We start from the raw sequence: 21,036 nt of genomic DNA, 5'->3' as shown, positions 1-21,036 counted from the left end.
TCCCATAAATGTAGTGTATGTAAAAGGGGTTTAGTATTTAAAAAGCAAAATGAAAATAGTGCGAGAGCAAGAAATTTATTACACCTTCTATTTTTCTTAGAATGCCATAGTAGTACTCCAGTAATTATGCCTTGGAGTATTCCAAGTAAAATTAATAAATCAAATAATGAGAATTTAGAGTCCAAATTTTCTTGTATAATTTTTTAATGTTTTGGGTGGATTTATTGTGGTCGAAAGTTGCTATGATCTATAACCATTTTCAGTGAATGTTTCACATCCTTAACTTTTGAATGATAAGGTCTTTGTATTTGATTAAATGATGACTTTCCATATTTTCATTGAAGTTACTACTGTATTCATAAAAGTTTCCTCTAACCTTTACTTCCAAGAAATGTCCGTGCATTCCACCTCCATCATAAGATATATTTTTGCCGTTTACAATAATTCCTCCCCAACCTCCACAATGTGCCCAAGTAGGTAAAATTAGTTTTATATGTTGAAGATCACATTTTAAATTTTTATAGGAACCTTGAATTAGTGACAGTTTGAAAGAATTGGAGATATTGTCGAATAAGTTAATTCCATCCAATAATAGATATTCTATGTCAGAAGATGCGGATTTTCGATTTTGGTCATCAATTGCTCGAATCTCATAAGAGAGAGATTTTTTAGAATTCTCATCTAGGGAGTGATAGTTATTGATTATTTGTTTAGCAAAATCAGAACTAATCTGTACAATAAGCTTCTCCATGAAAGAATCATTTATAATTCTATCTAAAATATTTAAAAATTCATTATTTGGTTCTGCAAAATTTTGATAAAAGTACTTTAAGTCATCAGGTATCTTTATTCCAATTTTATTCCTAATCTTTTCAAATAAATCTGTGGTTAGAGTATGTGTATTATTTTCAAGTCTTATTTTAACAGAATCGTTTAAAAGTTTCGTGATTTCTTTTGCTTCTTTTTTCGTTTTATATTCATGCCCAAGTTTTGAAAGTATTCTAGTCAATAAATAATCATTAGATTTAAAAGATGTGATGATAGTTTCAATGTTATCATTAGGTGTTCCCAGACAATTATATGTTGTACTACCATCTATAATTAGATTTATGATAGGAGTATTTCGGTCTAATGCATCATATAGTAATGATAAGGGGGTGGATTGGTACTCATTGATGAGCATTATGCTGTTTGCGTTACTTAGGTCTATTTCATCTATAAATTGTTTTAAATAAATAGAATTATCCCAGCCATCTTTTTTGTAAGACCTTATATAACTACTTTGAATATTTTCATCAGACCAACTTGTTATTTTTATACAAGATATGATTACATCAGGATAAGCAGGGGCGTTGATTATTTGAAGAATGTATCTCATAAAATGTCCCTACTTTTTTGGTCTACGATCTTTAGTATTGTTGGGAAACGAAACGCTCCATGCATAGAAAGGATTTTTTCTGCGGCTAAATCTAAATCTATACCGATGGCTGTAATATAAAGTGCTTTTTTACTGTTACCTCTGAATAATTTTCTTTTCATTTTATCTATTTTAGGATAGTCATTTTTGGCAACTCCTACAATTGGGATTTGTTGATTAAGATGCTCAAATAAATACCCACCTAACCCCATTTTTCCTGAATCATCCAACACGACATAGCCATCAATAACTATAAAATCTGTTTCACTATTTAATTTCAAATTATCCAAAATACTAAGAATACAAGGTAATTCTCGTTTATAGAAGGATCCACTTTCATATTCCTGAATCCCTGAGATTATTTCAACTTTTTCGAATGAGACAGTTTCATCATTCCAATCAGAAATACCTATGCAAGCGGTATTTGCTTTTTCTCCAAAATAATATGTGTCAAAACAATATATCATTAATATTTGCTAGCGTTTTGTATGTTAATAAAAGCAAGTTTTACTGGCTTTCTAAGGTATATCGAAGGTTTTAAATATACAAAAAAGCATAGATGAAGTATTTATTCCGATTCGGCTTATTTACAATGTGATATATAGTATTGTTATCTACAACAATCTTTATAACTAGTAATTGGATACAATATTTGCTTTACGAATTCATTTTTTTGCGATAATTCATTTTATAATTTTCGATAATTCCAACTTCTTTTACACTACCTTGTTTATGAGTACTATCGAATGTTAACTGCAGAATTTTTATATTTCTATGGATGTTTAATTTATAAAACGCTATTTATAGTAAGCAATCAAACCGCTATTTTTATTTACGTAATTGACAAATTTATTTTTAAACACTACTTTTTTTATTTTGTCAATTGACCTAATTTTTCCACTTTTTTTAGCCACTTGGCTCTAAATTTATCATTAGAAAGTCTGATGGGGCCAATAGTTGTAATATTTACTTTTTTTACTCCAATGAAATTAAGGGTTAATTTTTTCATTGCCTTATGACTAGGGCCTGAATAAAACCATTTATAGTACCAACTAGGTTGATCTAATGTGCAGATGATCCTTGAAGATTTACCTGTGAAATATTTATCCCACCAGATGGAATCTTTTCTTTTTCTAAATGCAAATCCTGGAAGTAATACTCTATCTAAAAAACCTTTCATTATTGCAGGAACAGAACCCCACCAAACAGGGTAAACCCAAACCCAATGGTTTGCCCACTTTAATATTTCTTGGCTTTTTAATAAATCGGGTTCAAGTATAGTTCTTTTTCTGTAGCCAAATTGGAGGTTTGGATTAAAATCTAAATCGTTAATAATGATTTCTCGAATTTCAGAACCTGATGATTCAACCCCTTTTTTATAGGCTTGTGCTAGGGCAAAATTGTAGCTTTCTTTATCCGGATGGCCAATTATTAGTGCTATTCGTTTATTCATTTATGTATTAGTTTAAAGTATCTAATAGAGTTAAGACCCCAATGAGTAATAAAATTACCCACCCAAGATGTTTTCCTTTTGTCGCTATAAAAACAAGTAGAGAAGAGGAGAACATTGTTATGCTAATAGATGTGCATATGAATTGTACCAGCTCATGATTTTGTAGGTTAGCTTTGGTCGCCACCTTAATAAGTATAACCCCTATACACCATCCAAAAAATGATGTCAAGTGCCAAGTGGCCCAAATAATTCTTAGGTGCCTTTGCTTTAGTCCAGAGTTTTTAATTCCGAGTTTCTTTTTGCTTACCTTTTTTACATTTCTAAATATTAAAATTTCGCCAAGTAGGGAGTGTACTAATCCTAGTATGAAACATAAAAGACCCGCAAGCCATAGATATTGATTCATAACATAATTACGGATTTTGTTTTTGAATAGATGATTTTGGTAACCCCATTACAAGTAGAACCCCAATAGGCATTAATAATATCCATTGAAATGCATTAGCATTATAAATATAACTGGTAATTATGAATGGAATTCCTGATAAAATGTAAAGAATGGCTATTGGTTTAAGCAGTTTCTCTTCTTGATTTCTAATTTTTTTAAATCCGACTTTTAAGACAATGTAAGAAGTTAAAAATAAGAGTATAGTTACAATATGCCACGCTCCAGTTAATTCACTTTTTTGCTGAATACTGATGTTACTATCTAAAAGAGGATTCACCAATTCTATTTGTCCACCTATTGTATGAAGAATGGCACCAAAAAGATTTATGATACCTGCTATTTTTATATAAGTTTTTTTCATTTATTAAACTTTGAATTAGAAATATTTTTTGATTTTATATAAAAAAGGGTTGATAAGTTTATCTTCTTTAAAAAACTTGTAAAGGATAATGCAGGTTGGAACAGTTAAATAAAAAGTGCAGATTAAGAATGTTGCCAATCCACAAGTGATTGCCAAAATTTGCGCAACGTATTCGCCAATGCTTTCTTGCTGTTTTATAATATAGAGGCTTATATCAAACGCATACTCATAGAACCGAATAGTGGTTTCATAGAGTAACCAAACTGGGTAAAACCATTTTCTAATAGGTTCCCACCAAGTGCCAAAAACTGATCTTTGTTGATTGTTGAATTCTTCCATTTTTAAATCTTTTTACAAAAGTCATTCTAATGGAAGTCATTTCATTTGATATAAATCAAATTCGAACTTTAGGATTACGAATCCGACTTAATGTTTCCAGGGTAATACCTAAATAAGAGGCAATATGAGTAAGAGGTATTCGCTGTGTAATATTAGGGTAAATACTTATTAAGTTCTTATATCTTTCTTCTGCCTTTGAAAATTGAATTGTGTGCAATCTTTCACATAGTCCTAACATAGTTTCTGTGACAACTTTACTTATAAATCGTTCAAAATCGTGGAATTTTTTTGAAAGTAAGTCTACTATTTCTTTTGAAAATTCTAGAATAGTTGATTCTTCTACAAATTCAACATAATGTGGGCTAGGTTGGTTGCTAAAAAAACTTATAATAGGTGCCATAAACTGATTTTCGAAGGTAAACCAATCAGAAATGTCTTTCCCGTCTTTCAAATAATAAGCCCTTGCACAACCTTTAATAATTAAATATGCTTTTTTAGAATATTGCCCTTCTCTAACAACAATATCACCTTTTTGGTAGGTGATTAATTTTGAATTAGAAATTACCTCTTGTTTACATTCATTAGATAATGGTGCGTAAATCTCTCCAATTTCATGCAGTATTTTTTCAAAATTCATTTTCAGTTATTGTAGTTTGTTGTTCGGTTTTGATGTGTATTCAGGTGGTCTTTACTAAAGGTCTTTTGTGTAAGTAGTAATGGATATCAATGTGCTATTTTTCAGTTTTATACTGCTCTTTGTTTATATTCAATGATTTTTTTCATAAAGTTCCTCAAGTAAAGTATCTAATTCGGGTGGACAACCTTCTGTAAAATTAGACGGATGCTCAACTATTTTTCCATGTATCTTTTTAAACATAATTTCAGGAATCGGTTTAACTAATTTAATTTCAGCATATTCATCTGCCCAAAAACTTGGTTCAAATTCAAAAATACTTGAATTGTAAAAGTCATTAAGGTAGTTCTTTTCTACTTTTTCAACAAAATCAAAGTCGTTAATGGAATAGGCCTGTTTTTTCAATACTTCATTTCTGTTCTGGAATTGTTTAAAATATCTCGGAGCAGACTTCCAGTAAATCATCAAAATCGTTGATTTGTCGGTGAGAGGATTATCCACCAACCAATTTAGAAAACTATCTGAGGAATCCCAATTCCATTCCATTATCATCTGATAAAGAACTTCTTGTGATTGTTTGGCTGCAAATTCCAAAATAATTTCACTTTCTAAAGCATCATATTCCTCTTGACTTATTTTCATATGGTTTTCTTGATTGAGGTAATGTTTAATATGTCGTAGTAACGCAAAATGTTACCTTGCTTTTGGTTTTTTCCGCGTATTGACTGCTAATCGTAATTTTCCTCAAGCATTGTGTCTTACCAAAAATACACTAATCTTTTGATTGATAACTTAGTTGCTATGACATCATATATTTTGTTGTAACGCTTTATTCTTTACATTTTGTATTTCATCTCTGTATAGAAGTATCCCTAATCCAGATGAGAAAATAATACAACTGACTAACATTAAAATTCCATTATTCCAAATAAAATAGGAGAGTCCAACAAATGGTCCACCAATTATAACCATAAGAGAAGCAATCGTATTTATTTTGATAAAATTCAAAGCGTGTGTTGCTAGCCCAACAAAAAGTAAAGATGGTCCGATAATCACAAATGGATATAGAATTAGTGGTGTATTGTTAATTTGTTCTCTTAATTCATTCCTTCCGACATGATCATTTCCGAAGCTCCACATAATGAAATCAATTGTACAAAGTCCAATGTGAGCAATAACTCCTATTGATGTCAAAACTGATGCTATGGAATTTAATCTATTCTTTGGAAATACGTTATTAAAATTGATTAATAGTATAGCTCCAATTAAATTAAACCAGTGAGCTAGATCAATATGTTTTTGTTCACTCAACGAACCTTGAGAAAAAAATACGTAACTAGTAACGAAAAAAAGTAATCCAACTAGACACAGAGTTTTTGGTTTCATAATTTGTTTTATATAATTAGACAGTTGCAAATTCCAATAACTTATTGAGTCTAATTATGTTTTTCTTCCGAATCGTCGTATATTACTACTGGATTGTTATTTAATGAGTTACAACGTTACTTGCAATAGTGGGTTTCACGCCACTAAGTTGTCGGATAACAAGATACTTATAAAAACGCAAAAACGGTTCGAGTTCTCACTCAAACCGTTATTACTTATGCACATTGTTAGGCACTGCCTTTTATGAGTCTTTAGCCATTTTTTTTGTCATTTCTTCTAGCGAACTGGTCATGAATGCATGGAATTGCTCCTGTTTCATTTGTGGGTTTTCAATAAACTGTTCATAATCAGACCAAAATACAAATACACATTTGCCGTTACCTAGATCAACTACTTTTATAGTGTTGACCATTCCTTTTACAGGTGCTCCTTCTAATAAAGAATATGAAAAACTTTTTGCCGATTCGTTATAAGCTAGAATCTTTTCTTTAAAGTAACCTTTACCATCGGGTGTATAACATACTCTTTGACCTCCTTTTCCCATATTTCCTGTCCATTCAACTCTTGCAATATTTGAAGAGTATTTGTCAATTTTATCCATTTGCCTAACTGTCTTCCAAAACTTATCTGCAGACTTGTTTATTATTTTACTGAATTGAACTTTTGGCTCTCCCATACTTTGAGCAGAAGCCAAATTTGCACTTAATAGAAGAACTAATGTGCTTAATAATAGATTTTTAATTTTCATTGTTAATGATTTTTATAATTTACCTTTTGATACAGTATTAATTAATGTGTTACAGAATTAAGCTACGTTCTTTCTGTTTTTTGCCAATTCCTTTTGTTTATAATCGCTTGGTTTACCTGTTTCGACAAATACTTTTAGGTCTTCAATAACTCCTGCTACCGTTTTGTTGAGTTGCATTTTCATCATTGGCCCCATAATGGCACCTTTAAAACCTTTGGTTTGCATTTTCATGTGCATGTGTACAAGTGTATTGCTTCCCTTTCTTTCTAAAGTCCATGTATTAACAGCAGAAGTGATAAAACCTGGGAATCCTTTCACAACTTCATACGTCAACACATAATTTTTTGAGTCGAATTTCTTGATGTCTTCCTGGATTGTTCCAAAGCCAGGAACTTCACAGGTTCTGTTGCTGCATTCTGCTCCATCAAATTTTGGTTTTCCAAAACCTTCTGAATGAGTCAATCCTCTTGCCCATTTGTAGGCAGTTGTAAACTGATTCCCCAGCACTTCCCATACCTCTTGGACAGGACGATTGATTACGATTTCTTTTTTTATTTCCATTTTGTTTAAATTTTTAATTCATCCTTTTGATACAGAATGTGCTAAGGTGTTACAAAACGGAAAATATAAAGCCCGTGATTATCAAAATCACGGACTTTATATACGTATGGATCAGTACTAGTTTAGCTCAAAAAAATCTAATAATCCATTATTTCCAATAATTTCTTCAACAATAGTTTCTTTTGAAAAATCATCTTTCGCAGGAATATCTCTAAGTAACTCTAAATGCTTTTTATCTACAATATCAGCAACCAATTCACTGTTCTGAAAAGCATAGTCCGCTACTTTGGTTTTGTAACCTACATTGAAAAATTGTTGGTCTTCAGTGAGATAACCATTTTTGTGCATAGTTTTTGCCTTTTTTCCACATCTGCAAGGGTTTTTGGGGTTCATCAGTCCGCATTTTTGTTGCATAAAGTTAATTAACTCCTTTCTTGCTCTGTGAAGCTTTACTCTATAGTTAGCTTTTGTCATTCCGAATATTTCAGAGCCTAAATTGTGGTCGACTCCGAACGTTTCTCCTACAATAAATAAAAGTCTTTGCTCCCTGGTAAGACACATTATCATACCTGATAGACAACGATATCTGAGTTCCTTTGCCAATTCCTCGTATTCCTTTTCTTCACTTTCGTCCACGGTCGCATTTTCAATAGAGTCAAGTCGTTTTCCTTGATTTTCAAAATCCGTGAATTGTTTCTCTCCTTTTCGTCTTTTGGATAACAAAAATTCGTTAAATACAATGCGATAGAGCCAAGTTCTAAATTGGCTTTCGAATTTAAATTGTGATAGTTTGGTGATTACCTTAATAAGTGCTTCTTGAGTTAAATCTTCTGCGTCTTGTGGGTCAAAAGTAAATTTCCAAGCCACATTGAAAATATATGGTCTATGGATTTTTATGAGCTGATTCAATGCATCTTTGTTACCATCCAAAGAGGATTTCAATAGTTCTATATTTTTTTTCTCTGAATATGTATCTCCCAGTTGATTCATACGATTCTTTTTCTTGTTAGATACAAGAATTGAATAGGTGTTACAAAGTTCGTTTAAAGGTTGTGCTTAAAGGTAATGTATAATGTACGCTTTGTATACATTCATAGTGTTAGGCTAAGTTTTTATTTCCATCACCGTTTTCTGTATTTTTTGGTTTTTAGTCTGATGTATATTCAGTTTTCATATTGTAATTCTGTTCAATTTCACGAGTTAATTGCTCCTAAGAATAATTTCGGTTTTCTGATATATGATGCGAATACGGTTGCTATTAGAATTAAAATTACAATTTCTGCTGGTTTTCCCTTATATATATGAATTAGGACGATAAAAGTCATATATAGAACTAACATTGATGTTCCAATCAGTATCGTTTTATTGTATAAGAAAAGAGCTATTCCGATTAAAATAAAAACTCCAGCAGTAATCATAACAGCACTACTTTCTACTACTTTTCCAGTTTGGTTGTGATGAATCAATTTGTCTAAAGCATTTTGAATATAAAAAAGTGTTATTACCAATGAAGGTAACCAAATCAATATTCGGCTTAATGTTTTTTCAATTTTTTTTTGTTCATCCATAATTTTATTAATGTTCGGGAGCTTTATTCTAAATGTTTGGCAACGTTTCTTGTTTATTGTATTTGCTTCCTTTAGGAAGCAAATACAATAAACATACAGTTACACCTACTTTTCATTTTTTTTGAATTTCAAAATAGATTCATTTTTAGGATTGTAAAGATGAAGTTCTTGACCATCAAGTTTTACAATTTTTATGAATTCAGTTTTGTTTTCACTTTCAATGACAAGAGTCTTTCTATCTTTTTCAATTCTCCAAATACCAATTAATTCTATATCAAGTGGGGCATTGTTTATGAACATTCCATCTTTTTTGAATTCATAATTAACTACCTCTTCTTTATTGTGTTTAAGTATTAATCCACTCTCTTTCCCATCTTTTATTCGTCCATTATAAAACCATTTTCCAAATAGATCTTCCGCGATTATTTCTAGGCCTTCAATTTTGTCTAGTGAATTTTGTTGAATCTTGATAGTCGCCTTTTGGTCAGATTTTATTAATTGCCATTCTCTATTTTTCTGTTTGAATATGATTTGATTTTCACTAATTTTTTTGATTATAACTTCATATTTATAACCTTTTGACGAATTAAATTCATATGTGCTTTCGTTAATTAAAGACCAGGTTCCACTTTCGGATTTGCCCATTGCAAATTGGGTATAATTATTTTGGTCAAATGAAAGAGTCATGTCCTTAAAAAAATCATTAGCCATTTTAAGTCCCTGTTCATCTATTTTTATATGGTCGGAGATTTTTTCATATTTCCATTTTCCAGCTAAAAAGTCCTTTTGTGCAAAGGAAAATGAAGTAATTAGTAGTAGCGTTAAAATTAATAATCCTTTTTTCATTTTGTTTATCAAGATTTGGTGTAAAATTTTATATAATGTTAGCAGGTGTTTGTTTTATTTCCAAAGTTTCCATTTCGACTTTTTCTTTTTAGGATTTTCTTTTTCACTATTCTCATTTGATTCTTCATCTTTTAATTTTGTTGCGAAATAAGAATAGTCAAATAATACCCCTCCATCACCAATTACTATTGCATCTAATTTCTTAGCTATGGATAACATTTTGAATATAATTTCATCATTGGGATTTTTAACAGTTATGTGTCCATTTCCATAAGTAAAAGTTACTTCACCAGATTTATAAAGATAATATGTTACATTATCTGCGTGATAGGTAAATTTCTTTCCTGTTTGGGGATTAGTAACTTCAATATCTCCGTTTACTATTTTTATCTGAGGATCATTTTTTGCATAACTTAGCCATTCTTCTTTCTGAATAGGTTCTTTTTCTTCCGATCTTGTTATGTAAACTGAATATCCCATACTTTTAAAATCTGATAGACTTTTTTGAGCCTCATTTTTCTGATATGGCGCAAGGTTTATAAAACTCAAAAACACTACAAATAATAAATACTTCATTTTTTTAAATACATACTAACGTTTAATGTATGTTGCGTTTTTGATGCATTTTTACATGTTTTCGCATTAGTTTATTCAATTATCGTTATAGTTATTGAAATTAAATCCAGAATTGATTTGGATGCGGAATTTAAAATCGGTTAGCAGCTTATAGGTATCTCTTTCTTTAAGATCATAAAGTTTACATTTTTCCACTATACCTTCTATTTCAATGAAATTATTATCAGAATCTTCTGTAATATTAGTTATTTGCGCTAAAAATTCGCTATTATCGTTAAATCTTGTTGAATAATAAGTGTCGTTAGTACCAGAAGGGAAAAAGTCAAAAGCAAAATCACCATTTTGTAAAGGATTTCCAAAGTCTCTTCGGAATTTCAGGTCTTTATTCATTAAAAACTCTCTTAGAGCTTCTAATTCTGAACTAAATTCTCTTTTCTCAACATTGATTCTTCCGAAGTAGGCTTTTGCTGTATTGTGTTTTCCAATTTCACTAGGGTGAATTGATTCATAAATAATTATACCACTTCCATATATAGTATAACAATTAGATGGCACTCCATTATCAGTCGTTTCACTGCAATTAATAAGAGTTCCTCCATAATCAATATTAAAGGGTTTGTTGTCAGAATGAAATTTATCGTATATTTTTTTTTCTATCAAGAAAGGTTCATTATCAAGTTTACCTTCAAAATAATAATGTTTTAATAAAATAGGCTCACTTTGATTTTCTTCAGTATCAGAAAGGTCATTGCTATCACAAGAAAGGAAAGCAAATGTTAATAAAGCAACAGCAATGTTTTTTAAGTTTAGGTTCATATTTTAAATTTCTATGTTTTGCTAATTATTAATGGTAACGTTGTATACATGGATAATAGTGGTGAAGCCACTACGATTTATGCATCTTGTTAGCATACGTTTTTAATTCCGTTATTCTTATTACAAAGTCATCCCAATTTGGTCGAACTAATTCATTTTGGTTAATTTGAAGGATTTCATATTCATTAAACCGAAATTCAACGTTATTTGGATAAATTTCAAGTGATGTAATTTCGTTCATTTCTCTGTGTTTATCTTTTCCAAATTCGTCAATTCCATTTTTGTCAATAAATATTATTCTTCGCTTAGATACGGTATATTCGAAAAACAAATAAATCAATGATAATATTAGTAATATGGCGGTATAAGTATTCAAGTCAGATATACAAAAGATCACTATTAAAGCAACAAAACCGAAATTCCAGTAGTCAAAATTACTTTTGGATAACATAATATGGTTTTCGTTATCAATACTTTTTTCAAATTTTTGATAAGATAAAATAGAAGAAATTAGGTATGGTAGGAATATCAAAATTAAAGCCAATTCAAAGTTTTTAAATTGAAATAATATTACATAACCAACTAATACATATATAATTTTGAATATAACAGATTTACCAAATTTTATCATTCCTCTAAGTTTTATTTACAACGTATACTAACATTTTATATATGATTCTAAGTAAGGCAAACCAGCTTGAGCCTATCTATTTATCTGTGGATTTTTATTTTTTGTGTTCAATTATTCTTACTATATAATCGAGTAATTCTTGTTTTTCAGTAGATGATATTTCATTTTGAGGAATTAAAAATAATTCAACTATTTTGTCGGGGTTTAGTTTTCCTTCAAAATGAAGAAATTCTACTTGTTTTATAAGATCATCCGCTTTTTTTTCAGAGACAAGGCCTTTAATTAATGCCTGTTTATCATTGTTAATTAGTTTTTTCCTTTCCTGTTTACTTAGATCTGTTGTTAAATAGGTCATATCAACAGGTATCTTGTTTTGAATTTTAGGATTTATTTTCCCTTTCCCGTTGCAATATGCACATTCTCCTGGTCCCCATTTAAGTTCTTTATTTAACCTTTTGATGTCATTTAAATCCACATGCCCTTTTCCCAGACATCTTGGACAATCAATTTTATTCAGATTAAATATATTACTTAGTATATTCATTTATTAATTGAAGTTAGTCTTTTATATATGTATCGTAGCAGCGCAAATTGTTACCCTGTTTTTTGATTTTTCTGCGCATTGGTTGCTAACTTTTATTTTCTGCAAGCATTGATCCCTTATAAAAATACACTAACTTTTGATTAATTACTTGGCTGCTATAAGATCTTATATTGTATTAGCTACGTTATATTTTTTCCATATAATATTCGTTCGCTTCCAGTCCAAGTAATTCCGTTTTTTTTAAATCAGGATAATTTTTAATCCGTTCTATTAATTGTTCAAAATTTTCCTCTTCCAATCTGATCTGATCTAAAGAGAAGAACCATTCTGAGAAATAGTATAGTTTTTGAATTCCGCGTTTATTGGCTATTTGAGAGAATACTTTTTTAACCTTATTTGTCAATTCCGTATTTTCTGTATCTACGAATTTATACCAGGCTGTAAAAATACTTGATGTCCCTGAAAACTCTATGAAATTTGGATTATCACAGTATATTTTTAACTGTTGATCAATGAAGGTAAATTCAAAGAACTCTAGATTTTTTCTCTTTTTTATACTCCAATTTAGATTTTCAGAATTTAAGATATTTGAGATCAGTTCTTTTTCTTTTTCAAGAGAATTAGATTCACGAAAACCTATTATTTGCATCCAAACTGCCATTAAGATTTTTTTGTTGCTAAACGAAGTGCCTTGTTAGTAGACGTTTTTTATTCGTCCATTTTTTCATAATCAACGCTCGCTTTTGCTATTCCTTTTGGGTTTGGATCTAAGTAAAGTTCATAACCTTTCAAAAGCTTTACTTTTTTTATATCACCCTTTAGAATAGGAATTTCTTCAATAATCTTTCCATTTTCTTGCACTCTGATAGAAAATTTTCTTTTTCCTATATTTTTAACTATTGCTATGAAGTCTTGTCCAATATAAGGATTGATTGTTCCATCCTGACCAGGCCCTTTACCAGTCATTATCATACTCTGAGACGGTTCTAATACGAATTCTGTTTGTGCTATCACCTCAAGCTGTACGGCAAAGACTAAGGAGATTACAAGAATTATTGTTTTCATTATTTTTTATTTTAATTGTTTTCTGTGTAAGATGTGTATTGACGTTCTGTATATGGTTTATTAAGGAATTTAAGCAACTACTTTTCAGATTACAAGATAACTTAATTAAATGAAAAAACGGTTTAGGATTATACCTAAACCGCTATTACTGATACACCTTGTTGGTAGTAAGCTTTGCTATTCTGCAAGCATTGCGCCTACATAGATATAAACCAACCAAAAGATTGATTACTTTGAGGCTATGATCATATATATTTTGTTGTGGTTATTTTTTATTACCATACAGAACCAATAAAGTAAACTAAAACACACCAGAAGGTATAGGTACAACTTAAAAATGTCCCGGTAATAAGAAAGGATAGTCTAAATTTTTTGATTCCAATTCTATTGTTCAAATAATACCAATCAAACAATTCCACTAAAGTCCCCAAAGAATAAAATATATTCGCTCCAATTCCCCAGATAATAACTCCTAATGTATCGTCTAAAGTCCAGTGATAAGGGCTTTCGGCTAGAGCATTGAAAATAGCTACTATTCCAAATAGTCCAACTAAAACATTATATATCCATCTTTTGGATTCCCACCATTTTATATTTGATCTTAATTCTTCTAAAGTCATCATTTAATTAACTATAACGTTCCTTGTATGTTGCGTCTGCCTGCCGAAGGGTGCAAATGCTCTATACAAATTGTTGGTATTTAGTTTTTATTTTTCTGTTTTATCGGTTAATATATAAAGTCCATCTTTTGCTTTTTTTCCATAAATCGCCATTGCAAATTCAGAATCGAAATACAAAAAGTCTTTATTTTTAAGACTGCAACTACTTTTTTCTCCCATTTGAGCTTTAACAAACTCCCGATATTTAATTTCAGCTCCATTACTTAATACAATCGGTTTTCTTTTTTCATGGTAGGCTCCAATCCCTCCAAGATATAAGACTTCAGGTTTGGCTTCTATTGAAAAGTTAGTTTTTAATTCCTTTTTGGATAATACGTAATCCATTGTTTCATATCCAAAAAACATTTTGTTTCCTCTGGTTTCCTTAACATCATAATATGAAACCCTTATTACATTATCATCATCAACTAAACCAATTGGTATTTCAATTGAAAACGTTCCGTCTATTGAAGTATATACATTCAATATTTTTTGTAAAGTTACAAGAGTAATTTTTGCATTTTCAACCGGTTTTTTTAAATCCTTAGAAATTATCTTTCCCTTAAATATAATTATATCATCGGATTTTGGTTCACTGGGTTTAGAAGGAGACTTTTTCTCTTTTGAATTCACTATTGAGTTTGAACTTTGAACAAATTCAGTTTTTATATTTTGATTTTTAGCGTGTAAAGTTTGTCCTATTGTTAATGAAGTTGTAAGTATTAAACTTGCGGCTAATTTAGATGTTGGAAAATTTAAATTTAAATTTAAATTATTATCCAAATTTAATAATGGTGAATTCAATTGAGAATATGTTAATCTTGCACAAATTCTATTTCCGGATTTTTTCATTATCTCCGAAATCTCAACTTGATTTAGTTTTGTAAAGTCAATAACATTCTTTGAACACAAATCACAATAACTGCCTCCTTCGTTAGGTTTCATATTTTCCCACTTTTCATCACAAGGATTGTCTAATTTTGAAATTTTGTTCTTCATTGGATTGTGTTTTAATGAATCATCAAGTTTAATATGTATGTCATAGCTAGGTAAAAATATCACCCTCTTTTATAATTTTTCTGAGCAGTGATTACTAGCTTTTTCTCTCATCAAGCATTGTGCCTTTATCAATATACAATAACCTCTCGATTGATTACTTAGTGGCTGTGGTATCGTATATGGTGTTACCGGCTGGCTTTTTTTCTTTTTAATTCATAAACTACACATGATGCCCCATCAAACTTCTTTTCTTCAATAAATTCAAATCCAAGCCTTTCATAAAATCGTTGAGCCTTGATATTTGATTTAAGCGGGTCAATCAAAATTCCATCTACGGATTCGTCCCTAAAACATCTTTGAATTGCAAGTTCCATCATTTTTGTTCCGTATCCTTTATTAAGATTCCGTTCTTCTCCAATCCAAATATCTATGGCTCTTTTATTTGGGTCAACATTCCCCCAGTATTGAGTTTCTTCTAGTAACGGATCGATTATTTGTATAAATCCAATTGGCTCTCCGTTCAGTTCTGCTATTAGTTGTTCCCTCCATTTTGGATTTCGGTTAAGTTCTTTTTTCCAATCCCAATCTTCATCAGGGTCACAGTCAATTACGTGCTGTTTGGTGTCCCAATATTTAACCAAATGAAGGTCTCGGATTGTTGCTGTTCTTAATTTCAATCTTCAGTTTTTTTGCTTACAGTTAACGTTTAATATATGCGTCGTAGCAGGGCAAAATGTTACCCTGTTTTTCGGTTTTTCTTGCGCATTGGTTGCCGACTTTAAAATTCTGCAAGCATTGAGCCTTCATAAATATACAATAACCATTCGATTGATCACTTTGCTGCTATGATCGTATATATTGTTGGGTAATGTTTTACTTTTTTATTTTTATACTTTTTATTGAGTTCAGGATTTCCTTTTCATCGATTCGGTTAAGATAATCAGCATCGATCACAAAGTCAGTATTATTAATTAAAGTACTATATCTTAAAGATTTGAGATTTGTATTCTTTTTATTTAAATCTAATAGTTGGACATTAGTTTCAAAGACATAAAATTTAGTTCCGTTAATTTTTTCTATTCTAGATATACTATCAAGCGTAGCACTTTCCATTGAATTCACCATTTTTTGCTTCAAGTCGAAAAGGATACCTTTCATTCTTGTCCATTGATTTTCATAATTATTAGTTACATATTGATTCAAACTATAAGTTTTTCCTTTAAGTAGAGTAAATTCATTATTTGTAAAAAAGAAAATTGACTTTTGATTGGAAAGAGCAGTATAGCCATATTCTTTAAAAATGTTTATTCCATCTTTATAAAATTCTTTTACATACTGAGAATCAGCTTCTTTAAAATTAGTAGGTATTTCGATTGTAAAATTCTGTTCTTCTATACTATATTCTAGAATAACATTTGAAGAATCAGACTTACAAGAAAAAGTTATTATAAATAAAAGTAATAAAATTGAGTGTTTCATTTTTTAAATATTGCCTAACGGTTCGACTATGGTTAGTGCGGGAATTAAAAGTAGTGAACTTTAGATTAAGCGATTAGCCAAAACTTTTTATTTTGTTTTATCCTTTCTGTTTTAAAGCTAAATCAAAAAGATTTGGTGGACTTTATAAAAATACACTAACTTTTGATTAAATGCTCAAACCCGTATTAATCATATCCTATGTTAGCGGCAGTTGTTTATAGTACGTAAATATTAATCTGTTCACAATCGTGCTCATTACCAAAAATATATACTTCCTCTCTCATAGGGATATTAATTTCTCTGATTTTTTTATTAATTCTATCAAAGCATAAGTGAGTTTCTAAATACCCATTTAATAAAAATAATTTTTTGATTTCTTCTAAATACATTCCGCCACTCAAAGCTTCATTAATTCTATCAACTTTTTCTTCTCCTAATTCTTCAATTAATTTCAAATATGGATTGAGAAAAGTCACATAATCAAACCTTCCTGCTCCATTAAATAACTCTTTTTTATAATCATACTTTAGGAATTCTCGACCAGATAGTAGCTTGTGTTTATAGTTTTTGTCATCAAAACCACAGAAATAAGGTTCCGGGGCATAATTATGCTCTAAAAAAAGCAAATTCAGTTTGAAATCATTTCTTTTTTCTGGAATATTTTGAGCAATATTATTGAGGTTTTCTATTAATTGATATTCTGTGTTTTCTTGAATTATTTTTTTGTTTAATCCTTCTAGTTCAGTAATAACACATTTAATTCTGGAATGTAAAAGTTTGTCATTCAACAAAGTTTTTAATTCATTTTTGCTACTTTTTTTTAAATTTTCAATATCAATTCCTGGACTTGGTAACCATTGAATATTGTTAAAATTTTTTAACTCTTCTTGAACAATATTTTTAAAAGAAAATTGATTTTTAAAAAGTTTAATTGAGTTATTTAAATGAAATTCTAAGTTTTCTTTTATTGATTTATTTTTGTTCATTTTTTTCTTATTGCTCCTAACGTTAGGTACATGTTTAGTTAAATGCTGTAGCGTAGGCTTTGTACGTAATTAAACATACACAATGTTATTAGCTTTTTTATTTTAATTTTTCTTTTTGAGGATTATTTTCCCATTTTCGTCAATCTCATATTTATCCTCAATTTCTTTTTCACTCGCTTCTTTTAATTGTTTTCTAAATAGTCCCATAGCGTGGTCGATTACAAAATTTAAACTTTTTGAATTTTCTTTATCAACCATTTCTAAAATATCCACAAAATTCCCGTGAGTATCTTCTCCCGAACCCATCATTCCGATTTCTTTTCCGTAATAAAGTCGGATTATTACTTGACCATCAATTGGTGAAATAACGAAAAATGGTTTTTCATTAGAACCATCTCCCGTTGTCAAAATTGATTCAACCAAAAGATTAAACCTTTGTTTAAATTTTTCTGCATTCTTTTTATCCTTGTCTTTTTCATAAGTTTTCCAAAGTCCGTAATTAAATGATAAACTTATTGGATTAACACCCATATAATATTTAGCATATTTATATGTCGTATCTGCAGGAAATCTAACTGCGTTTTGATAAGAACGTTCATTACTAATATGTCCGTAGGCATCATAATATTTAGAAGCAGTTTGTCCAGCCATTAAAGCAATAACTTTTTCCTTAGTGAAATTTTCTCCGTTTTTTATAAATTCCGTTTTTAGTTTTTCATAGTTATTTGGGCTTTCAATATCCTTTGATTGTTCAACCAATTTTTTAAAATCGGTTTGGTAATTGAAATTTTGCGCCGATACAATGTTTATAGAAATAAATATTATTAAAAGTAAAAATGTTTGTTTCATATGTTTGCTAACGTTCCTTGTATGGTGCCTTTGCTTCCCGAAGGTTGCAAATGCACTATACAAATTGTTGTAGTGCGTTTTCTTTTAGTTTGTTATAAAATTCATTTCTATCAGCATTGTCTGGTAATCCAGCTACTTGACCGTCTCCAAGTTCCATAATAATCCAATCTCCATTCTTCTTTTTAGCAACATCCATTGTGAAGAATTTGCTGTCAATGTTTTTAGCAATATCAATAAAATCATCAAGTTTTGGTTTCGCTTCTCCGTATTCTCCCTCGTCCCAATAGTCAAATATTTTAACTATTTTCTTATTTGCAAAGAAGATTCTAAACTCTTTAGTTAAAGGCATTCCACTTTTTGAATGTTTAGTTAAATACTCAAGTTCTTCGAATTGTCTAAATACTAATCCTTCACTTAAGGAATCTCCTCTCAATTCTATGAATTTGTCAACAACGGATTTTACTTTGTCAGAATTGGATGCGTTTGGAATGAAGCAAGCTTCTTCCCAATTATGTTTTTCAGATTTCACAAAGTCTTTCACTATTATTGGACTGTCTCCAAATTCTTGGGTCAATTTAAGTATAGAATCATCAGTCAATTCTGTTGTCCATTTAGATCTAGGAGTTTTAGATTCTATTCTATTGTATGAGTCTGGTAAGTAATGGCAGTGCTTATACTCAGTTGGAGAATTTACTAGTTCAATATTCTTTTTTAAAAGTCCGTTATAAAGATTTTGGTATTGGATAGGAGTAAGCATCCATCCTCTATATATTCCAAATTCTTTGCTTTCCACTTCTTTTACGAACCTTAAAGCTGTTGCAATATTTCCATCCGTCAATTCTTCGAAACTGATTAAGGAAAAATCAAATCCAGCATTAATAGCAGATTTCTTTTCTTCTTCATAATCAGGTTCGATTACTCTATTATCAAATACACTATCGCAATATATTATTCTCATTATCTATTTTTTCGGAATGCACGGATAACGTTTAGTGTAAAATGAGTTTTAATGCATTTTTACAAAGTGTTAGGCATTGGTTTTTATTTATTTTTCCCAAATCTTTCTTATCAATTTCAAGAGTTTTGGCTTTTCATTTTTATTCTCTTGAGTCATCTTTTTGACATCTTCCATTGTCATTTTAACTACATTGGCTTTTTCCCATTCTTCATATTTGGGCTGCTTTAATTCTGCACCACCTTTGTGAGGAGTTTGGACATAACCTTTAGGTGGCAATGGTAATCTGTCTTTACACTCTTTTGAACAAAGGTTTGTAAGTAAGGGAACAGTATCCGTTCCAATTCTTAGTGTTATCCATAGTTGATTTGTCTCATCATAGGACATACTTTTATCACAAACACTACATTTGACTTTTTCTCCTTCATACTTCACAGGATTATGGTCTAGCTTGGGAAACGGTTTTCTATTTTTAAAATTCCCAAAAAGTGCTCTTGTACTTATTCTACAGTCCTTTAAATTCTTGCATTTGGTAAGTTCATATGGAAACCACTTTAGGTCGTATGAAGTATACGGGTCAAAATATTCTAATGATTCCATTTGTCCAATTTCAGGAGGAATTCTTTTAAGACTACTTCCATAAAGCCAAACTTTCTTCACTTTTTTTAGTTTACCAATAGTTTCAGGTAGAGTATATATTTGTGCAAATAATTCATCTCCTAAATAGTCTCTTGGAGAAAATTCATCAGAGCCATCTTTAGCAACAATATCTACATATTCACATAGCTTTTTCCAAGCTTCAGAATTTCTGTCTTGTACGTCGTTTTTAATTTTCGAGATATTGTTACTCATTTTTTCTCCTTGTGCCTAAGGTTTAATATATGTGTCGTAGTAAGGCAAAATGTTACCTTGCTTTTCGGATTTTCTTGCGCATTGGTTGCTAACTTTTACTTTCTGCAAGCATTGCGCCTTATCAAAAATACAACAACCATTCGATTGATCACTTTGCTGCTATGGAACATATATCTTGTTATCGTGCATAGTTTTTATTATTCAATTCGCTTGTAATTCAGTCCAGTTTTAAATCCGCAATACGCTAATAAAATCAGTAGTAATATTTGAAAAACAAATATGATACTAAAAATGATTCCGAAATTGTTTTCACTATTCTTTGGTTTAGGTTCTACTTCACCAGCTAAAGTTGGATAAATAGTCCATCCATTAGTTAGTTGAGCGAATGTGTCTACGATTGTGCTAACTCCATCCATAACAATTGAAAACAATATTGTAGCAATAATTAAAATCAGATTTGCAGATAGGTTTTTGAAATTCCGTTTTAAGACACGAATTAGATAAATTCCAAAAAATATTAAAACAGAAATCAATATAATAAAGTGAAAATCCGCAATCACAAAATAAGTGTCGTGAACATTTATGTCAGTAACTGATTCAGATTTAAATCCGTCAACACCAAATAGACAAAAGTTTAAAATCAGTGCAAAAATAGCTGTCCCAATTAACCAAAATATTTCTTTACGTTTCAATTCAGTCGTTTGTTTTTCAGTTTTCACGTTAGTTGCTCACATTATGTACAACGTTTAATATATGTGTCGTAGCAGAGCAAAATGTTACCTTGCTTTTCAACTTTTCTGCGCATTGGTTGCTAACTTTTCCATTCTGCAAGCATTGCGCCTTCATAAATATACAAGAACCAAT

Annotated in this window: 28 protein-coding genes; all 28 read right to left on the bottom strand. The window is 30.2% G+C overall.

The genetic code is table 11. From position 1 onward, the window contains the following. Positions 1 to 271: 271 nt before the first annotated feature. On the bottom strand, positions 272 to 1,378 hold the full coding sequence (locus tag ABD077_RS23220) for a hypothetical protein (protein ID WP_343914590.1): 1,107 nt from the start codon (positions 1,376 to 1,378) through the stop codon (positions 272 to 274). Next, positions 1,375 to 1,884: an endonuclease V gene (locus ABD077_RS23215; protein WP_343914589.1), complete on the bottom strand. Its 510-nt coding sequence runs from the start codon at positions 1,882 to 1,884 to the stop codon at positions 1,375 to 1,377. Before ABD077_RS23215 ends, ABD077_RS23220 begins: the two co-directional genes overlap by 4 nt. Before the next feature lie 404 nt (positions 1,885 to 2,288). Continuing rightward, positions 2,289 to 2,870 carry an NAD(P)H-dependent oxidoreductase gene (locus tag ABD077_RS23210; protein WP_343914587.1) on the bottom strand — a complete coding sequence of 194 codons (582 nt, stop codon included), beginning with the start codon at positions 2,868 to 2,870 and terminating at the stop codon, positions 2,289 to 2,291. Between the two features lie 413 nt (positions 2,871 to 3,283). Further along, positions 3,284 to 3,679, bottom strand: coding sequence for a hypothetical protein (locus tag ABD077_RS23205; protein WP_343914586.1), 396 nt, complete (start codon positions 3,677 to 3,679; stop codon positions 3,284 to 3,286). 15 nt (positions 3,680 to 3,694) lie between these two features. Then, a complete protein-coding gene (locus ABD077_RS23200) occupies positions 3,695 to 4,018 on the bottom strand; it encodes a hypothetical protein (RefSeq protein ID WP_343914584.1) in 324 nt (107 codons plus the stop codon). A 55-nt stretch (positions 4,019 to 4,073) separates the two neighbouring features. Next, positions 4,074 to 4,655 carry a Crp/Fnr family transcriptional regulator gene (locus tag ABD077_RS23195; protein ID WP_343914583.1) on the bottom strand — a complete coding sequence of 194 codons (582 nt, stop codon included), beginning with the start codon at positions 4,653 to 4,655 and terminating at the stop codon, positions 4,074 to 4,076. 129 nt (positions 4,656 to 4,784) lie between these two features. After that, on the bottom strand, positions 4,785 to 5,294 hold the full coding sequence (locus ABD077_RS23190) for a DUF4274 domain-containing protein (RefSeq protein WP_343914582.1): 510 nt from the start codon (positions 5,292 to 5,294) through the stop codon (positions 4,785 to 4,787). Between the two features lie 165 nt (positions 5,295 to 5,459). Next, positions 5,460 to 6,038 (bottom strand): hypothetical protein, encoded by a 579-nt coding sequence (locus tag ABD077_RS23185; protein WP_343914581.1) that lies wholly within the window; start codon positions 6,036 to 6,038, stop codon positions 5,460 to 5,462. A 241-nt stretch (positions 6,039 to 6,279) separates the two neighbouring features. Continuing rightward, the gene (locus tag ABD077_RS23180) at positions 6,280 to 6,786 is read right to left on the bottom strand and encodes an SRPBCC family protein (RefSeq protein WP_343914580.1); all 507 of its coding nucleotides are present in this window, start codon (positions 6,784 to 6,786) and stop codon (positions 6,280 to 6,282) included. A gap of 57 nt (positions 6,787 to 6,843) precedes the next feature. Continuing rightward, a complete protein-coding gene (locus tag ABD077_RS23175) occupies positions 6,844 to 7,347 on the bottom strand; it encodes an SRPBCC family protein (RefSeq protein ID WP_343914579.1) in 504 nt (167 codons plus the stop codon). A gap of 117 nt (positions 7,348 to 7,464) precedes the next feature. After that, entirely contained in the window at positions 7,465 to 8,337 is an 873-nt protein-coding gene (locus ABD077_RS23170) for an RNA polymerase sigma factor (RefSeq protein WP_343914578.1), read from the bottom strand. Between the two features lie 203 nt (positions 8,338 to 8,540). Continuing rightward, complete coding sequence (locus tag ABD077_RS23165) at positions 8,541 to 8,915, bottom strand: hypothetical protein (protein WP_343914577.1); 375 nt, start codon at positions 8,913 to 8,915, stop codon at positions 8,541 to 8,543. Between the two features lie 105 nt (positions 8,916 to 9,020). Continuing rightward, positions 9,021 to 9,761 carry a lipocalin family protein gene (locus tag ABD077_RS23160; protein ID WP_343914575.1) on the bottom strand — a complete coding sequence of 247 codons (741 nt, stop codon included), beginning with the start codon at positions 9,759 to 9,761 and terminating at the stop codon, positions 9,021 to 9,023. 54 nt (positions 9,762 to 9,815) lie between these two features. Next, positions 9,816 to 10,337 (bottom strand): hypothetical protein, encoded by a 522-nt coding sequence (locus tag ABD077_RS23155; RefSeq protein ID WP_343914573.1) that lies wholly within the window; start codon positions 10,335 to 10,337, stop codon positions 9,816 to 9,818. A 75-nt stretch (positions 10,338 to 10,412) separates the two neighbouring features. Further along, positions 10,413 to 11,153 carry a hypothetical protein gene (locus ABD077_RS23150; protein WP_343914572.1) on the bottom strand — a complete coding sequence of 247 codons (741 nt, stop codon included), beginning with the start codon at positions 11,151 to 11,153 and terminating at the stop codon, positions 10,413 to 10,415. A gap of 70 nt (positions 11,154 to 11,223) precedes the next feature. Then, the gene (locus ABD077_RS23145) at positions 11,224 to 11,784 is read right to left on the bottom strand and encodes a hypothetical protein (protein ID WP_343914571.1); all 561 of its coding nucleotides are present in this window, start codon (positions 11,782 to 11,784) and stop codon (positions 11,224 to 11,226) included. Positions 11,785 to 11,878: 94 nt separating this feature from the next. Next, entirely contained in the window at positions 11,879 to 12,328 is a 450-nt protein-coding gene (locus ABD077_RS23140; protein WP_343914570.1) for a hypothetical protein, read from the bottom strand. Positions 12,329 to 12,512: 184 nt separating this feature from the next. Beyond that, positions 12,513 to 12,989 (bottom strand): hypothetical protein, encoded by a 477-nt coding sequence (locus ABD077_RS23135; RefSeq protein ID WP_343914569.1) that lies wholly within the window; start codon positions 12,987 to 12,989, stop codon positions 12,513 to 12,515. Between the two features lie 47 nt (positions 12,990 to 13,036). Continuing rightward, the gene (locus tag ABD077_RS23130) at positions 13,037 to 13,393 is read right to left on the bottom strand and encodes a hypothetical protein (protein WP_343914568.1); all 357 of its coding nucleotides are present in this window, start codon (positions 13,391 to 13,393) and stop codon (positions 13,037 to 13,039) included. Between the two features lie 275 nt (positions 13,394 to 13,668). Then, entirely contained in the window at positions 13,669 to 14,016 is a 348-nt protein-coding gene (locus tag ABD077_RS23125) for a hypothetical protein (protein ID WP_343914567.1), read from the bottom strand. An 84-nt stretch (positions 14,017 to 14,100) separates the two neighbouring features. Beyond that, positions 14,101 to 15,051 carry a hypothetical protein gene (locus ABD077_RS23120; RefSeq protein ID WP_343914566.1) on the bottom strand — a complete coding sequence of 317 codons (951 nt, stop codon included), beginning with the start codon at positions 15,049 to 15,051 and terminating at the stop codon, positions 14,101 to 14,103. A gap of 185 nt (positions 15,052 to 15,236) precedes the next feature. Continuing rightward, on the bottom strand, positions 15,237 to 15,728 hold the full coding sequence (locus tag ABD077_RS23115; protein WP_343914565.1) for a GNAT family N-acetyltransferase: 492 nt from the start codon (positions 15,726 to 15,728) through the stop codon (positions 15,237 to 15,239). Between the two features lie 196 nt (positions 15,729 to 15,924). Next, on the bottom strand, positions 15,925 to 16,530 hold the full coding sequence (locus ABD077_RS23110) for a hypothetical protein (RefSeq protein WP_343914564.1): 606 nt from the start codon (positions 16,528 to 16,530) through the stop codon (positions 15,925 to 15,927). Between the two features lie 215 nt (positions 16,531 to 16,745). Next, complete coding sequence (locus ABD077_RS23105; RefSeq protein ID WP_343914563.1) at positions 16,746 to 17,516, bottom strand: hypothetical protein; 771 nt, start codon at positions 17,514 to 17,516, stop codon at positions 16,746 to 16,748. Between the two features lie 102 nt (positions 17,517 to 17,618). Further along, complete coding sequence (locus ABD077_RS23100) at positions 17,619 to 18,365, bottom strand: DUF4919 domain-containing protein (protein ID WP_343914562.1); 747 nt, start codon at positions 18,363 to 18,365, stop codon at positions 17,619 to 17,621. 55 nt (positions 18,366 to 18,420) lie between these two features. Beyond that, positions 18,421 to 19,323 carry an ATP-grasp domain-containing protein gene (locus ABD077_RS23095; protein WP_343914561.1) on the bottom strand — a complete coding sequence of 301 codons (903 nt, stop codon included), beginning with the start codon at positions 19,321 to 19,323 and terminating at the stop codon, positions 18,421 to 18,423. 87 nt (positions 19,324 to 19,410) lie between these two features. Then, positions 19,411 to 20,172 carry a hypothetical protein gene (locus tag ABD077_RS23090; RefSeq protein ID WP_343914560.1) on the bottom strand — a complete coding sequence of 254 codons (762 nt, stop codon included), beginning with the start codon at positions 20,170 to 20,172 and terminating at the stop codon, positions 19,411 to 19,413. Positions 20,173 to 20,369: 197 nt separating this feature from the next. Further along, positions 20,370 to 20,864 (bottom strand): hypothetical protein, encoded by a 495-nt coding sequence (locus tag ABD077_RS23085; RefSeq protein ID WP_343914754.1) that lies wholly within the window; start codon positions 20,862 to 20,864, stop codon positions 20,370 to 20,372. Between the last annotated feature and the right edge of the window lie 172 nt (positions 20,865 to 21,036).

It is taken from the genome of Aquimarina litoralis, assembly GCF_039523995.1.
In the GTDB taxonomy this organism is placed as follows: Bacteria; Bacteroidota; Bacteroidia; order Flavobacteriales; family Flavobacteriaceae; genus Aquimarina; species Aquimarina litoralis.
Note: the sequence above shows the minus strand (reverse complement) of the source record. Positions and strands in the feature narration are given on the sequence as shown.